The 15256-nt window shown below is 74.1% G+C and carries 14 protein-coding genes and 1 pseudogene; 11 read left to right on the top strand and 4 right to left on the bottom strand.

Annotation, left to right across the window (positions count from 1 at the left end; genetic code table 11):
* Positions 1–18: 18 nt before the first annotated feature.
* Positions 19–843, top strand: a complete 825-nt coding sequence (locus tag AB0J86_RS34575; RefSeq protein ID WP_363861908.1) for an inositol monophosphatase family protein — start codon at positions 19–21, stop codon at positions 841–843.
* 98 nt (positions 844–941) lie between these two features.
* Here the strand turns inward: AB0J86_RS34575 and AB0J86_RS34570 are convergent, their stop codons facing one another.
* On the bottom strand, positions 942–1466 hold the full coding sequence (locus AB0J86_RS34570) for a LytR C-terminal domain-containing protein (RefSeq protein ID WP_363861907.1): 525 nt from the start codon (positions 1464–1466) through the stop codon (positions 942–944).
* Positions 1467–1905: 439 nt separating this feature from the next.
* Here AB0J86_RS34570 and AB0J86_RS34565 point away from each other — a divergent pair, with 439 nt between their 5' ends.
* Both AB0J86_RS34565 and AB0J86_RS34560 read left to right on the top strand, forming a co-directional pair.
* Positions 1906–2202, top strand: coding sequence for a DUF4193 domain-containing protein (locus tag AB0J86_RS34565; protein ID WP_121159124.1), 297 nt, complete (start codon positions 1906–1908; stop codon positions 2200–2202).
* 160 nt (positions 2203–2362) lie between these two features.
* Complete coding sequence (locus tag AB0J86_RS34560; protein ID WP_363861906.1) at positions 2363–3262, top strand: hypothetical protein; 900 nt, start codon at positions 2363–2365, stop codon at positions 3260–3262.
* 81 nt (positions 3263–3343) lie between these two features.
* On the opposite strand, the gene AB0J86_RS34555 is transcribed toward AB0J86_RS34560, so the two are convergent.
* On the bottom strand, positions 3344–3853 hold the full coding sequence (locus AB0J86_RS34555; protein WP_363861954.1) for a DUF3093 domain-containing protein: 510 nt from the start codon (positions 3851–3853) through the stop codon (positions 3344–3346).
* Between the two features lie 160 nt (positions 3854–4013).
* On the opposite strand from AB0J86_RS34555, the gene dut reads away from it, so the two are divergent.
* The 4 genes and pseudogenes from dut to AB0J86_RS34535 all read left to right on the top strand — a co-directional run bounded on the left by dut (position 4014) and on the right by AB0J86_RS34535 (position 6633).
* Positions 4014–4499 carry a dUTP diphosphatase gene (gene dut, locus AB0J86_RS34550; RefSeq protein ID WP_363861905.1) on the top strand — a complete coding sequence of 162 codons (486 nt, stop codon included), beginning with the start codon at positions 4014–4016 and terminating at the stop codon, positions 4497–4499.
* Positions 4500–4518: 19 nt separating this feature from the next.
* Positions 4519–5142 (top strand): annotated as a pseudogene (locus tag AB0J86_RS34545) (DUF3710 domain-containing protein); the annotation flags it as partial.
* Between the two features lie 395 nt (positions 5143–5537).
* A complete protein-coding gene (locus AB0J86_RS34540) occupies positions 5538–5918 on the top strand; it encodes an OB-fold nucleic acid binding domain-containing protein (protein WP_363861904.1) in 381 nt (126 codons plus the stop codon).
* Between the two features lie 43 nt (positions 5919–5961).
* Positions 5962–6633 (top strand): DUF3159 domain-containing protein, encoded by a 672-nt coding sequence (locus AB0J86_RS34535; protein WP_363861903.1) that lies wholly within the window; start codon positions 5962–5964, stop codon positions 6631–6633.
* Between the two features lie 46 nt (positions 6634–6679).
* On the opposite strand, the gene AB0J86_RS34530 is transcribed toward AB0J86_RS34535, so the two are convergent.
* Both AB0J86_RS34530 and AB0J86_RS34525 read right to left on the bottom strand, forming a co-directional pair.
* Positions 6680–7369, bottom strand: a complete 690-nt coding sequence (locus AB0J86_RS34530; RefSeq protein WP_363861902.1) for a TrkA family potassium uptake protein — start codon at positions 7367–7369, stop codon at positions 6680–6682.
* Positions 7370–7371: 2 nt separating this feature from the next.
* Complete coding sequence (locus AB0J86_RS34525) at positions 7372–8037, bottom strand: TrkA family potassium uptake protein (protein WP_363861901.1); 666 nt, start codon at positions 8035–8037, stop codon at positions 7372–7374.
* A 172-nt stretch (positions 8038–8209) separates the two neighbouring features.
* Here AB0J86_RS34525 and AB0J86_RS34520 point away from each other — a divergent pair, with 172 nt between their 5' ends.
* From AB0J86_RS34520 to dxs, 4 genes are all read left to right on the top strand, one after another.
* Positions 8210–10321: an APC family permease gene (locus tag AB0J86_RS34520; RefSeq protein WP_363861900.1), complete on the top strand. Its 2112-nt coding sequence runs from the start codon at positions 8210–8212 to the stop codon at positions 10319–10321.
* Between the two features lie 104 nt (positions 10322–10425).
* Positions 10426–11649, top strand: coding sequence for a TRAM domain-containing protein (locus AB0J86_RS34515; RefSeq protein ID WP_363861953.1), 1224 nt, complete (start codon positions 10426–10428; stop codon positions 11647–11649).
* Positions 11650–11705: 56 nt separating this feature from the next.
* Complete coding sequence (locus AB0J86_RS34510) at positions 11706–12869, top strand: anhydro-N-acetylmuramic acid kinase (protein WP_363861899.1); 1164 nt, start codon at positions 11706–11708, stop codon at positions 12867–12869.
* A gap of 309 nt (positions 12870–13178) precedes the next feature.
* Positions 13179–15164: a 1-deoxy-D-xylulose-5-phosphate synthase gene (dxs, locus tag AB0J86_RS34505; RefSeq protein ID WP_363861898.1), complete on the top strand. Its 1986-nt coding sequence runs from the start codon at positions 13179–13181 to the stop codon at positions 15162–15164.
* Positions 15165–15256: the final 92 nt, after the last annotated feature.

The following is a 15256-nucleotide window of genomic DNA, read 5'->3' as shown; positions in this document are numbered from 1 at the left end:
GTGCGGGAAGGGGACGTGATGCAGAGCAGTACACCGGCTCCGGCGGAGCTACTGGAGATCGCCGTCACGGTCGCGCGCCAGGCGGCCGGGACCGCCCAGGCCATGCGGGCCGAGGGAGTCTCCGGGGTGACCACCAAGAGCACCGCCACGGACGTGGTGACGGCGGCCGACCGGGCGGTGGAGCGCCAGGCCGTGGCCGAGCTGCGGCGGCTGCGCCCGGACGACACGGTGCTGGGCGAGGAGTACGGCGACAGCGGCGCCGGTGCCACGGCCGCCCCGGGTGCCGTGCGCTGGATCCTCGACCCGATCGACGGCACCGTCAACTACCTCTACGGGCTGCCCCAGTACGCCGTCTCGCTCGCCGCCGAGGTCGACGGGGAGGTGGTGGCCGGGGTGGTCCGCAACGCGGCGACCGGCGACGAGTGGACCGCGACACGCGGCGGCGGTGCCTGGCGGGACGGGCGGCGGCTGCGCGCCTCGACCGAGACGGACCTCGGCCAGGCGCTGGTGGCCACCGGCTTCGGCTACGACGCCGCGCGCCGTACGCACCAGGCGAACGTACTGGTCGGGCTGATCCCGTACGTGCGCGACATCCGCCGGTTCGGCGCCGCGGCGCTGGACCTCTGCCTCGCCGCCGAGGGCGCCGTCGACGCGTACTACGAGAAGGGCCTCAACGCCTGGGACCACGCGGCCGGCGGGCTGGTCGCCGCCGAGGCCGGTCTGCGGGTCGCCGGCCTGCACGGCGCGGCTCCCGGCCCGGACCTGGTGGTCGCCGCGCCGCCGGCGCTCTTCGACCAGTTGCACGACCGGCTGGCCCGGCTCGACGCCGCCGGCGGCCCCTGACGGGCGCCCACCGTCGCGGACGAGGCTCGGATCCGGCGCGGCGCCCGGTGGGGCCGCGCCGGGCGCGATCGGGCCGGCGACGAGCGGCGGTACGCGGCTCAGCTGTCCTTGTCCGGCGACGGGCAGGTGCCCGGCTCGGGCGAGGGGCGGCCGATGTCGCCGAGCGACTGGTTCTTCTCGGTCGGCGTCGCCAACTGCTGGAACGCGCCGCCGATCACGACGTCGATCACGTCGTCGTCGCGGTTGATGTCGAAGTCGTTCTCCGCCTGCCGCAGGAAGTACGCCTGCAGCAGGGTGGCCGCGCCGATGCTCTTCGGGCCGTAGCGGAGTACGGCGACCCCGTCGTACCCCTTCTTCTTCGGGTCGTTGCCGGTCTTGAGGACCTGGAACTTGCGGTTCTTGAAGTCGTTGCCGACGCCGGTGGCGAGGCCGGCCTCGTTCGTGCCGTTGTAGACGTTGATCTTGACGTCCTTCTCGTCCGGCAACGTCAGGTTGGCCAGCTTGAAGCCCTTCGGGCAGTTCTCGGCGCTGACCTGCCCGCCCTGGCTGTCCCGCACGATGGCGACCACGACGAAGATCAGGGCACAGACCACCAGCGCGCCGACGACAACGAGGGCTCGCACCCGCGCAAAACTCATCCGGAGGCTCTCCCCGTGCTGTGTGTTGGCCGGATACCGTGGGCAGGGTCGGACCCGCCGGCGACGGCTACCGAGTACGCCGCTGAGGTTAGCGGGTGTCCGTCGCGCGCGCGGAAACAGCCGCTCATGCCGGCGCGCCGACGGCGATCCGGGTACTCCTGCCCCTATCTTCGTGTCGCCTGAGTCACATTGGGAACATCTCCGCGCGCGCGGGCGTACAACTTTGCCGCGAGGGCGGTATACATGCCTTCCCAAAAGGGGGGTAAGGTACCGCGCTCGCCGGGGTGGTTCGCCCTGGCGGCTGCGATCCGGCCGCACACGCCGGACCGAGCGACCGGAAACAGGGCCGGCCAGCGGGAACCGAAACAGTGTCGTCGGGCGTTACAACCGCAGGCGACAATATCGATATGGGAGAGTGAAACCGATGGCCACCGACTACGACGCTCCGCGTCGCGACGAGGTCGACCTCGGCGAGGACAGCCTGGAGGAGCTCAAGGCCCGGCGGGTCGACTCACAGTCGGGTGCCGTGGACGTCGACGAGGCTGAAGTGGCCGAGAGCTTCGAGCTTCCCGGGGCGGATCTCGCCGACGAGGAACTCACGGTCAAGGTGCTGCCGATGCAGTCGGACGAGTTCCGCTGCGCGCGCTGCTTCCTGGTGCACCACCGCAGCCAGCTCGCCGTCGAGCGCAACGGCGAACTGATCTGCCGCGAGTGCGCCTGACCGAGGGAGACGAAGGGGGGCGGCGGCCTCGGGTGTGGAGGTCGCCGCGGTACGGCTGAGGTGCGCGGGCGAGACGCGAGTTCGCTTGCCCCGGCATGGGTACCTTGATGGTCGCGAGAGCGTTGCCGCTGGACCGATCGACCCGGCTGGAGGTCAGAGCATGAGCCGTCCCGACCGCGCACCGGAGGAGCCGACAGCCGCCGACCGGACCGAGGTCGCCGGCCCGAGCGGTACGGGGGACCGGCCGGGCGGCGGCACGGGAGACGGCCCGGGCGGTACGGGCGCGCCGGTGGAGGAGATCGGCCGCTCGGGGGCGGACGACGGCCGGCTCGGCGCCACGGTCGCCGCCCTGGCCGAGGACGAGATCGACACGGCCCGGCGGCGGCACCTGCTCGGCCGGCTCGTGGGCGAGCTGCGTACCCGCGGGGTCGGCGACCTGTTCAAGCCACGGGCGGCGATCCGCTGGCTGACCGACGTCGTCGGCGACATCGCCCCGCGCATCCCGATCCGGGACCAGGAGACGCTCCGGCGTCACCTCGGCGGGCTGGAGGGCGACGCGCTCGCCGAACGGCTGGTCCGCAACGCCGCCCGGGCGACGGCCGGCGTCGGCGCGGCGGGCGGGGGACTGGCGGCGGTGGAGTGGACGGTCACGCCCACCCTGCTCTCGGCGCCGATCCTGCTCGCCGCCGAGACCGTCGCGGTGGTGACGATCGAGCTGAAGCTGATCGGCGAGCTGCACGAGGCGTACGGCGTACCGCTGCCCGGGACCGGCACCCAGCGCGCGGTCGCCCTGATCCACGCCTGGGCCACCCGACGGGGCATCAACCCGCTCACGCCCGGCGTCGGCGTCGCGGCCGTGCTCGGTACGGCGGCCCGCCGGGAGCTGCGGGAGACGCTGCTGCGGCGGTTCGGGCGCAACCTCACCACGCTCGGGCCGTTCCTCACGGGTGCCGCCGTGGCGAGCTTCCTCAACCGGCGCGCCACCCGGGGGCTGGGCGACGCGATCCGCGACGACCTGCGCCGTCAACAGCGAAAGATGATCTCCGCCGGACCGGCCTAGCCGCCGGCCCGGCGTCGCGGCGGGGCGGCCCCGGTGGGCGGCGTCGCGGTGGATCGGCTCGTCGTGCTCCGTCGCGGCGGCTCAGCCCCGGGCGGGGGCGTCGCGGGCGGCGAGGATCGCCCCGGCGAGGCGGACCGGGTGGCGGGAGCTGACCACCCAGTACGGGGTCGGGTCCGCCGGGTCGTCCAGCACCACCTGCACCGCACCGGCCACCCAGGGACGCTGCACCACGAACGCGAGCGGGTCGGCGCCCACGCCGAGCACCTCGCGGCGGCCGTCGGCGTCCAGCGCGATCGCGTCGGCGACGAAGCGCACCGGCAGCCGGGCGTCGTCCACGAGGAACTCGCCGTCGAGTACGGCCACCCGGATCCGGCCGAGCCACCACAGGGCCGCCACGGTCAGCGGCGGCAGCACCACGAACGGCAGCCAGGCCCGTACGCCGTCGGCACCCATCCAGACCTCGGTGGCGAGCAGCCCCGCGGCGGCCAGTCCGGCCAGCCACAGCCACCACGGCAGCCGCAGCCGCTCGGTGTAGCCCGCGCCGTCCGGCGGGGCGGAGGTCGGCGCGGCGGCGGGTGAGGATTCGGACAGTGCCACGGTTCGAGGGTACGGCGCGGCGTGGCGTCCGTACCGGGCAGGATGGGAGCCGTCGTAACCGGCAGGATGACGGGGGACGACCCCGGGAGCCCGGGGCACCGACGACCGCCGGACCCGAAGCGTTGACCCTCGGACCCAGGAAAGGGGCCAGAGCGTGACCCAGGCTGTGCCCGTACCGCTGCGCCGGCTCGACCCGGATCTGCCGCTGCCCACGTACGCCCACCAGGGCGACGCCGGCGCGGATCTCGTGGCGGCGGAGGAGGTGGAGATCCCGCCGGGGGAGCGGGCGCTGGTGCGTACCGGCGTCGCCATCGCCCTGCCGGAGGGCTTCGTCGGGTTGGTGCATCCGCGCTCGGGCCTGGCCGCGCGGCTCGGCGTCACGGTGCTCAACGCGCCCGGTACGGTCGACGCCGGCTACCGGGGCGAGATTCTGGTTAACCTGATCAACCACGACCGGACCACCGCGGCGAAGATCGCCCGCGGTGACCGGATCGCGCAGCTCGTGGTGCAGCGGGTGGAGCGGGCCCGGTTCGAGATCGTCGACGAACTGCCCGGTTCCGCGCGGGGCGCCGGCGGGCACGGGTCGACCGGCGGACACGCCGGGCTGCTCACGCCGCCGGGCGCGAGCGAGCAGAGCTGAGGAACGGAAGGCGGATAAAGTGATCTTCTCCCGAGGACGCGGCGGCTCCGGTAAGCACTCCCGGTCGCGCCGGCGGGACAGCGATCCGCAGGAGCAGCACGTCGAGGCCGAGGCCCAGCTTCCGGCGCGCGGTCCGTACGACATCTCGGCGGCCCCGGACGACGTGCAGCGGCTCGACCTGGGCAGCCTGCACATCCCGGCCGTGCAGGACGTCGAGGTGCGGGTGCAGGCGAATCCCGACGGCACCATCCAGCAGGTCGTGCTGGTGCACGGCCAGAGCGCCCTGCAGCTCGGGGTCTTCGCCGCCCCCCGCTCGGAGGGGATCTGGGACGAGGTACGCGAGGAGATCCGTACCTCCCTGTTCAACGAGGGCGTGGCCGCCGAGGAGATCGAGGGCGAGTACGGCGTCGAGCTGCGGGCCCGGGTTTCCAGCCCCGACGGGCTGACCGACCTGCGGTTCGTCGGCATCGACGGGCCCCGCTGGATGGTGCGCGGGGTCTACCAGGGCGCCGCCGCCGCGGACCCGGGCGCGGCCGGCCCGTTGGCCGAGTGCCTGGAGGGCCTGGTGGTCGACCGCGGCAGCGAGGCGAAGCCGGTACGGGAACCGCTGCCGCTGCGGCTGCCCCGGGAGGTCGCGGAGCAGCAGGCCGGACAGCAGGACGCCGGGGCGCCGGGGGCTCCGGTCGGGCCCCCGGCTGGCCAGGGTGGCCAGGTCAACGGCGCCCCCGGCGACGGCGGCTTCCCGGGCCGACCCTCCCCCCGACCGCGCGGCTCGATCTGACCCCCGAACCGTCCCGAAGGGCCCCTTCCCGCCGTTTCCGGCGCGGAACAGGGGCCCTTCGCCGTCCCGCCCGGGAAGAAGCGGCCCCGCCCCGACCACCGGTCCCGCCCCGACCGCCGGCCGCCCCGGCGGCGTACCCGCCGGACGGCTGCCAGAGGCCCACCCGGCGTACGCTTTGCGCTACGGCCGGCGTGACGGCCGGGCCGGAGCGGGCGCCCCGGCGGTTCCGAACGCGCCCAGAGGGGTGAGACCGGGTCATGACGACCGACGGAGGTCGCACGTCGTTCCGGCGGCTGCTGCACCGGCTGACCGCCAGCGAGGCGGAGATCGAGGCGCAGGAGCTGCAGCGGGAGAGCGAGGAGGCCGGCGGCATGCCGGCCGGGCAGTGCCGGCGCGGTCAGGTGGTGTGCGTCTCCGGGCGGCTGCGTACCGTCGTCTACACCCCGCGTACCAACCTGCCGACGCTGGAGGCCGACCTCTACGACGGCAGCGACGTGGTCACCCTGGTCTGGCTGGGTCGCCGCCACATCGCGGGCATCGAACCGGGCCGGCAAGTCATCGCGCGTGGTCGCGTGGCGATGCGCGATGACCGTAAAGTCATCTACAACCCGCACTACGAGCTCGAACTGCCGCGGTGAGCCAGCGGCGGAACAGCGACACCGGCGAACGGAAGACGCGTAGATGACGACTGGACCGCAGCACACCGAGAAGGCGGAGACCGACCCGGACGACGCGCCGCTGCCGAGCATGGCCGAGCAGGTCGCCGAGCAGATCGGCGGCTGGCGCGGGCTGGCCGAGTCGAGCATCCCGGTCGTCGTCTTCGTCCTGGTCAACGTCGTCAGCGAGCTCAACCCCGCGCTGATCGCCTCGGTCGCCGTCGCGGTGGCGATCGCGGCGGTACGGCTGGCCCAGCGCCGCCCGATCCGGCACGCCGTCAACGGCCTCTTCGGCATCGCGATCGGCGCCTTCATCGCCTGGCGCACCGGCGACGAGCGGGACTTCTACCTGCCGGGCATCCTCCAGGGCATCGGCTACGGGCTGGCGCTGCTGCTCTCCGCCGCGATCCGTCAGCCGCTGGTCGGTTGGCTCTGGTCGGTACTGATGGCGGGCGGGCGCTCCGAGTGGCGCGACGATCCCCGACTGGTCCGCACCTTCACCTGGCTGACCGTGCTCTGGGGCGTGGTCTGGCTGCTCAAGGTCGGGGTGCAGGCGGTCTTCTGGGCGGCGCACATGAACAACGCGCTCGGCGTGGCCCGGCTGCTGCTGGGCTACCCGCCGTACGCGCTGCTGCTGGCGATCACCGTCTGGACGGTGCGCCGCGTGACCCGTACCGAGCCGGCGCTGGCGAACTGACCGGCGGACCGCCCGGTACCGCCGGTACCGGGCGGCGCGGGCGGGCTCAGCCGAGTTCGCGGGTCCGCTCGACGCTGTCCGCCCCGAGGATCACGGCGCGTACCGCGTCCTCGGTGTCCGCCGTGCAGACGAAGATCAGCTCGTCGCCCGCCTCCAGCGGGTCGTCCGGGCTCGGTACGAGCACCCGCTTGCCGCGCAGGATGGCCACGAGCGCGGCGTCCCGGGGCAGCGGCACGGCGTGGATGGGGTGCCCGACGTACGGGGCCGACGGCGGCAGGGTGATCTCGACGAGGTTCGCCTCGCCCTGCCGGAAGGTCATCAGCCGGACCAGGTCGCCGACGGTGACCGCCTCCTCGACCAGCGCGGCCATCACGCGCGGCTTGCTGACCGCCACGTCGACGCCCCACTGCTCGGTGAAGAGCCACTCGTTCTCGGCCCGGTTGACCCGGGCCACCACCCTCGGCACCGCGAACTCGGTCTTGGCCAGCAGCGAGACGACCAGGTTGACCTTGTCGTCGCCGGTGGCCGCCACCACCACGTCGCAGCCCGCGATGTCGGCCTCCTCCAGGCTGGCCACCTCGCACGCGTCGGCCAGCACCCACTCGGCCGCCGGTACCCGGTCCGGGCGCAGCATCTTCGGCTTCCGCTCGATGAGCATCACCTGGTGGCCGTTCTCGATCAGCTCCTGGGCGATCGAGCGACCCACGTTGCCGGCGCCCGCGATCGCGATCCGCATGATCACTGTCCTCCTTCGGGCGGAGCCCCCGCGACCGTCGTCACCGACGCCGCCATGTCGTCCGTGACCAGCATGAACAGCTGGTCCCCCTCCTGCAGCACGGTGGAGGCGGTGGGGAGCGTGCCAATGCCGAACCGGTTGAGGTACGCGGCCCGGGCACCCCCGGCCGCCTCCAGGTCGCGCAGCGGGCGGCCGATCCAGTCCTTGTGCACCGGTACCTCGATGATCGAGACGGTGCTGGTCGGATCCCGGAAGATCTCCACGGTCCCCTCGGGCACCAGGTGGCGGATGACCCGGTCGGCGGTCCAGCGGACCGTGGCGACGGTCGGGATGCCGAGCCGCTCGTAGACCTGCGCCCGGCGCTGGTCGTAGATGCGGGCCACCACGCGGCTGACGCCGAAGGTCTCCCGGGCCAGCCGGGCCGAGATGATGTTGGAGTTGTCGCCGCTGGAGACCGCGGCGAAGCCGTCCGCCCGCTCGATGCCGGCCTGGCGCAGCACGTCGCCGTCGAAGCCGGTCCCGGTGACGGTGATCCCACCGAAGTCGGGGCCGAGCCGACGGAAGGCGTCGGCGTCCTGGTCGATCACCGAGACCGAGTGCCCTCGGGCTTCCAGGCTGTGGGCGAGCGTCGACCCGACGCGCCCGCAACCCATGATCACGACGTGCACGGCTGTTCCTCCTGGGGTGAACCGCGTGACCCGCGCATCGCGGACCGGGTCTCACCAGAAGGGTGCCATGCCGGTGCCGGCCGCCGCCGCCGACGGTACCGCCTCGGCCGGCAGGGAAGGTGACCAGGCACCCATCGGCGACGGCCCCCGGCGCGCCGTACCCTTACCGGTTGTGGCCAGTCCCACCTCCATGCTGAAACGACTGGTGCTCGGTCGGCCCTTCCGCTCCGACCGGCTCCAGCACACCCTGCTCTCCAAACGCATCGCCCTGCCCGTTTTCGCCTCCGATGCCCTGTCGAGCGTGGCGTACGCCCCGGACGAGATCCTGCTGACGCTCTCGATCGCCGGTGCCTCCGCGTTCCTGTTCTCGCCATGGGTGGCCCTGGCCGTCGTCGTGGTCATGCTGACGGTGGTGGCGAGCTACCGGCAGAACGTGCACGCCTACCCCTCGGGCGGCGGCGACTACGAGGTCGCCACCGTCAACCTGGGGCGGCGGGCCGGGCTGGGGGTGGCCAGCGCCCTGCTCGTCGACTACGTGCTGACCGTGGCGGTCTCGGTCTCCTCGGGGGTGGCCAACCTCGGTTCGGTCGTGCCGTTCGTCTCGGAGCACCGGGTCGGCGTCGCGGTCACGGCGGTGGTGGTGCTGACCGCCATGAACCTGCGCGGGCTGCGCGAATCCGGCACCGCCTTCGCGATCCCCACGTACGGGTTCATGATCGTGATCATCGGCATGATCCTCACCGGGCTGTTCCGGGTCTTCGTCCTCGGGGACCACATCCAGGCCCCCAGCGCCGGACTGGAGATCCGCGCCGAGCACAGTGTGACCGGATTCGCACTCGTCTTCCTGCTGTTGCGTACCTTCTCCTCCGGCTGCGCCGCCCTCACCGGCGTGGAGGCCATCTCGAACGGCGTACCGGCGTTCCGGCCGCCGAAGAGCCGCAACGCGGCCACCACCCTGCTCCTGCTCGGCCTGGTGGCGATCACCATGCTGGTCGGCATCGTCTGGCTCGCCCTGCTGACCGGGCTGCAGTTCGTGGAAAACCCCTCCACCCAGATCATCTCCGGCCCCGCCGGGTACGTGCAGAAGACCGTCACCACCCAGCTCGGCGAGGCCGTCTTCGGCAACGGCTCGGTGCTGCTCTACGTGGTCGCCGGCATGACGGCGCTGATCCTCTTCCTGGCCGCCAACACCGCCTTCAACGGCTTCCCGGTGCTCGGCTCGATCCTGGCCCAGGACCGGTACCTGCCCCGCCAGCTGCACACCCGCGGCGACCGGCTCGCCTTCTCCAACGGCATCATCATGCTGGCGCTCTTCGCCTCGCTGCTGATCATCGCCTTCCAGGCCGAGGTGACCCGGCTGATCCAGCTCTACATCGTCGGGGTCTTCGTCTCCTTCACCCTGTCGCAGGGCGGCATGATCCGGCACTGGAACCGGCTGTTGCGTACCGAGCGCGACCCGCAGGCCCGGCGGCAGATGACCCGGTCCCGAGCGATCAACGCGTTCGGCATGGCGATGACCGGCACCGTGCTGGTGATCGTCCTGGTCACCAAGTTCCTGCTCGGTGCCTGGATCGCGATCGTCGCCATGGCCGTCATCTACCTGCTCATGCTCAGCATCCGGCGGCACTACGACCGGGTCGCCAGCGAGCTGACCCCGGACGAGGGCCGGCCCGTGCTGCCCGCCCGCAACCACGCGATCGTGCTGGTCAGCAAGGTGCACCAGCCGACCCTGCGGGCCGTCGCGTACGCCCAGGCCACCCGCCCGGACACGCTGACCGCGGTGACCGTCAACGTGGACGAGAAGGACACCCGGGCGTTGCAGGCCGAGTGGGAGCGGCGCAGCGTACCGGTGCCGCTGACCGTCGTCGACTCCCCGTACCGGGAGATCACCCGGCCGATCCTCGACTTCGTGGCCTCGGTCCGCCGGGAGTCCCCGCGGGACGTGGTCACCGTCTTCATCCCCGAGTACGTCGTGGGCAAGTGGTGGGAGAACCTGCTGCACAACCAGAGCGCGCTGCGGCTCAAGGGCCGGCTGCTCTTCGAGCCCGGCGTGATGGTCACCAGCGTGCCGTGGCAGCTCGCCTCCACCGCCAACAAGAACCTCGACCGCCTCGACGCGACGCTCAGCCGCGGCCCCGCCCGCGGACCCCGCGGCGCGAGCCTCGGCGGCCTGCTCGCGCCCTCGCCGCCGCCCCGGGTGCAGACCGCCGCGCCGCCCGCGCCCGGAGCGGTCGGCCGGACGGCCTCGGAGACCGACCCCGACCCCTCGGCGCGGCCGCGGTGAGCGCGGAACGGCCCGGCGGAGCCGAGGTTCGCCCCCGGGATCGCCGTCCCCGCGACGCCCGCCCCCTGGACGGTGCCGACCCGGCGGGCGACCGCGCGGCGCCGGTGGGCGTGGGCGAGGCCGAGCGGGTCGAGCTGACCGTCGGGGCGCCCGCCCCGGGCGGGCACTGCGTGGCCCGGCTCGACGGGCAGGTCGTCTTCGTGCGGCACGCGCTGCCGGGCGAGCGGGTGGTGGCCGAGATCACCGAGGTGCACCGCGGGTTCCTTCGCGCCGACGCGGTCGAGGTGCTCGAACCCGCCGCCGACCGGGTCACCCCGCCGTGCCCGTACGCCCGTCCCGACCGTTGCGGCGGCTGCGACCTGCAACACGTCGCGCCCGCCGCCCAGCGGGACTGGAAGGCCGCCGTGGTGCGCGAACAGCTGCACCGGCTGGGCGGCCTGGCCGAGGCCGAGCTGGACGCGCTGGCGGTACGCGTCGAGGCGCTGCCCGGCGGGCAGCTCGGCTGGCGGTCCCGGGTCCGCTACGCGGTGGACGCGGCCGGCCGGGCCGGACTGCTCAAGCACCGCTCGCACGAGGTGGTGCCGATCGACCGGTGCCTGATCGCCCACCCCGCCATCCAGGAGCTGCCGGTGCTGGCGCCCGACGGGCACCGGTGGCCGGACGCCGACGCGGTCGAGGCGGTCGCCTCCACCGCCGGCGACGTGGCCCTCTACGAGCTGGTCGAGGGCGAGGCGCGGGCCGTACGCGGCCCGGCGGCGGTACGCGAGGTCGCGGTCGGACGCGAGTGGGTGCTGCCGGGCGAGGCGTTCTGGCAGGTGCACCCCGCGGCGGCGGAGACGCTCGCGGCGGCCGTGCTGGAGCTGCTCGACCCCCGGCCGGGCGAGTCGGCCTGGGACCTGTACGGCGGTGCCGGGCTCTTCGCCGCCGCGCTCGCCGGCCGTACCGGGCCGGACGGCCGGATCACCCTGGTCGAGGCGGCCCTGGCCGGCGTGGCCGCGGCCCGGGAGAACCTGCGGGACCTGCCGCGGGTCGAGGTGGTGGCGGCCCGGGTGGAGACCGCGCTGGCCCGGCGCCGGATCACCGGCCCCGTCGACCTGGTGGTGCTCGATCCGCCGCGTACCGGGGCCGGCGCCGCCGTTACCCGCGCGATCACGGACGCCGGTGCGCGGGCGGTGGCCTACGTGGCCTGCGACCCGGCCGCCTTCGCCCGGGACGTGCGCACGTTCCGGGCGGCCGGCTGGCGACTGGCCGCGCTGCGCGGCTACGACCTCTTCCCGATGACCCAGCACGTCGAGCTGGTCGGGCTGCTGCTCCCGCCGGGCCGCTGAGGCGCCCGGCGGGCGGCGGGCGGCGCGCCGGGCGGGGGGACCGCTACCGTTTCGGCGTGCGGATCATCGGGCTGATGTCGGGCACCTCGTACGACGCGGTGGACGTCGCGGTGGCCTCGTTCCGGGTCGACGGGGAGACGCTCCGGCTGCGACCGCTGGGCGAGCGGAGCCTGCCGTACGACGAGGAGCTGAGGGCGGAGATTTCGGGGCTGTTGCCGCCGGCGGCCACCACCATCGAGGCGGTCTGCCGGCTCGACACCCGCCTCGGCCAGGTCTTCGCCGAGGCGGCCACGGCCGGGCTCGAACTGGCCGGCGGCCGGGCCGACCTGGTCGTCTCGCCCGGGCAGACGGTCTTCCACTGGGTCGAGGGCGGCCGGGCCCGGGGCACCCTCCAGCTCGGCGAGGCGACCTGGATCGCCCGCCGGACCGGCGTACCGGTGCTCAGCGGGCTGCGCGGGGCCGACATCGCGCTCGGCGGGCAGGGCGCGCCGCTGGTCCCCGCCTTCGACGCGCTGCTGCTCGCACCGGACGGCGGGGCGCCCCGGGCCGCGCTGAACCTCGGCGGCATCGCCAACCTCACCGTCCTCGCCCCGGACGCGCCGGTGATCGGGTACGACATCGGGCCCGCCAACGCCCTGGTCGACGCGGCCGTGCGGCGCTGGTACGGCGAGCCGTACGACGCCGACGGGCGGCACGCGGCGGCCGGGCGGGTGCACCCTCGGCTGCTGGAGCTGCTGCTCGCCGAGCCCTACTACGCCGCGCCGCCGCCGAAGTCGACGGGGAAGGAACTCTTCCACCCGGGCTACCTGGACGACCGGCTGGCGGCCCTGGACGCGGCCGTGGCGCCGGACGACCTGGTCGCGACGCTGACCGAGCTGACCGCCCGGATCGTCGCGGACGCCTGCGACCGGCACGGGGTCGGCGAGGTGGTCGCCGCCGGGGGAGGGGTGCGCAATCCGGTGCTCTGGCGCCGCCTCGGCGAGCTGGGCGCCGGCCGCTGGCGGCTGCGCACCGTCGACGAGCTGGGCGTACCGGCGCAGGCGAAGGAGGCGTACGCGTTCGCGCTGCTCGGTTGGCTCTCCTGGCACGGCCTGCCCGGCGCGCTGCCGTCGGTGACCGGCGCGCGGGAGGCCGCCGTGCTGGGCTCCTGGACGCCGAGCGGGCCGCCCCGGCCACCGGGACCCGTGCCGGCGCCCCGGCGGCTGCGGGTGGACCGCTGACGGCGCTACCGCAGGTGCGGGGGGCCACCGGGCCGGCGGGCCGACCTGAGCACCGGACGGGCGGCTCGTGAGTACCGCCGCGGGCCTCGCCCCGGGTCGGATAGGCGGTCGCGCCGCCGTCGTAGGTACCGCCGGTCGGCGTGTCGCGCCTCGGGCGTGTCACAGTTGCGGCACCGCGAGTTCCGGGGCCGTCACGCGCGGCAGACGCGGGAAGCCCGTGGCGGGCGGCACCCTCCGGTTGTGAGGGTCCGGTAAAGATGATCTCGTCTCGGCCTGCGCCGGTCCTCATGACCGATAGACTCTGCCGTCATGAGTGTTGAAGACGGTTCGGCCAACCACGGCCGCCTGCTCGCGTCGGTACGCGGTCCGCAGGACGTCAAGCGGATGTCGACCGAGGAGCTGCGGCTGCTCGCCGCCGAGATCCGCGACTTCCTGGTCGCGAAGGTGTCACGCACGGGCGGCCACCTCGGGCCCAACCTCGGGGTGGTGGAGCTGACGCTCGCCATGCACCGCGTCTTCGATTCCCCCAGAGACCGCTTCCTGTTCGATACCGGGCACCAGGCGTACGTGCACAAGATGGTCACCGGGCGGCAGGACGGTTTCGACCGGCTGCGGCAGCGGGGCGGCCTCTCCGGCTACCCGAGCCAGGCCGAGAGCGAGCACGACCTGATCGAGAACTCCCACGCCTCCACGGCACTCTCCTACGCCGACGGGCTGGCCAAGGCGTACGCGCTGCGGGGCGAGCCGCGCAGCGTGGTGGCCGTCGTCGGCGACGGCGCGCTCACCGGCGGGATGTGCTGGGAGGCGCTGAACAACATCGCCGCCGCCCGCAACCCGCTGGTCATCGTCGTCAACGACAACGGCCGGTCGTACGCGCCGACCATCGGCGGCCTGGCCGAGCACCTCTCCACGCTGCGGCTCAACCCCGGCTACGAGAAGGTTCTCGACGTGGTCAAGGACGCCCTGGGGTCGACGCCGCTGGTCGGCCGCCCGATGTACGAGGTGCTGCACGCGGTCAAGAAGGGCATCAAGGACGCCGTCGCGCCGCAGGCGATGTTCGAGGACCTCGGCATCAAGTACGTCGGCCCGGTCGACGGGCACGACCTGCCCGCGGTCGAGTCGGCGCTGCGCGCCGCCAAGAACTTCGGCGGGCCGGTCATCGTGCACGCGGTCACCCGCAAGGGGTACGGCTACCGCCCGGCCGAGGAGGACGAGGCCGACCGCCTGCACGGCCCGAGCAGCGCGTTCGACATCGAGACCGGCAAGCTGCTGGCCGCCCCGTCGGTCAAGTGGACCCACGTCTTCGCCGACGAACTGGTCGCCATCGCCGACGAGCGGCCCGACGTCGTCGGCATCACCGCCGCGATGGCCGAGCCGACCGGGATCGCCGCGCTGGCCCGCAAGTACCCGAAGCGGGTCTACGACGTCGGCATCGCCGAGCAGCACGCGGCCACCTCCGCGGCCGGGCTGGCGCTCGGCGGGCTGCACCCGGTGGTGGCGGTCTACGCCACCTTCCTCAACCGCGCCTTCGACCAGGTGCTGCTCGACGTGGCGATGCACAAGCTGCCGGTCACCTTCGTCCTCGACCGGGCCGGCATCACCGGACCGGACGGGCCGAGCCACTACGGCATCTGGGACATGTCGGTCTTCGGCGTGGTGCCCGGCATCCGCATCGCCGCGCCGCGCGACGCCGCCACGCTCCGCGAGGAGCTGCGCGAGGCGGTGGCCGTGGACGACGGCCCGACCGTGCTGCGCTTCCCGACCGGTACCGTCGCCGCCGACCTGCCGGCGGTACGCCGGATCGGGAGCGTGGACGTGCTCGCCGAGTCGGCCCGTACCGACGTGCTGCTGGTCGCGGTCGGCGCGTTCGGGCAGCTCGGCGTCGAGGTGGCCAGCCGGGTGGCCGAGCAGGGCTACGGCGTGACCGTGGTCGACCCGCGCTGGGTGCGCCCGGTGCCGGAGGAACTGGTCGCGCTGGCCGGCGCGCACCGGCTCGTGGTGACGGTCGAGGACGGCGTACGCACCGGCGGCGTCGGCGACGCCCTGGCCAAGGCGCTGCGCGACGCGGACGTCCAGGTGCCGCTGCGCGACCTCGGCGTACCGGCGCAGTGGCACCCGCACGGCACGCGCGCCCAGATCCTCGCCGACCTCGGCCTCACCGCCCAGGACGTGGCGCGGGACGTGACCGGCTGGATCTCCCTGCTGGACCAGTCGATCGAACCGGTCCGGGTACCGGCCAACGGCGGCACGGCCGGTAACGGCGCGGGCAAGGGGCACACCACCCGCCAGGGGTGAGCGAGCCGTCGGCGGCGCCACCGGGACCGCCGGCGCGCGGCGCGTCCAGGTCCCGCTCGGCCACGCCGTGCGCCGCCAACTCGTCGGCGGGC

Source organism: Micromonospora sp. NPDC049559 (genome assembly GCF_040676675.1).
In the GTDB taxonomy this organism is placed as follows: domain Bacteria; phylum Actinomycetota; class Actinomycetes; order Mycobacteriales; family Micromonosporaceae; genus JBFAPK01.
Note: the sequence above shows the minus strand (reverse complement) of the source record. Positions and strands in the feature narration are given on the sequence as shown.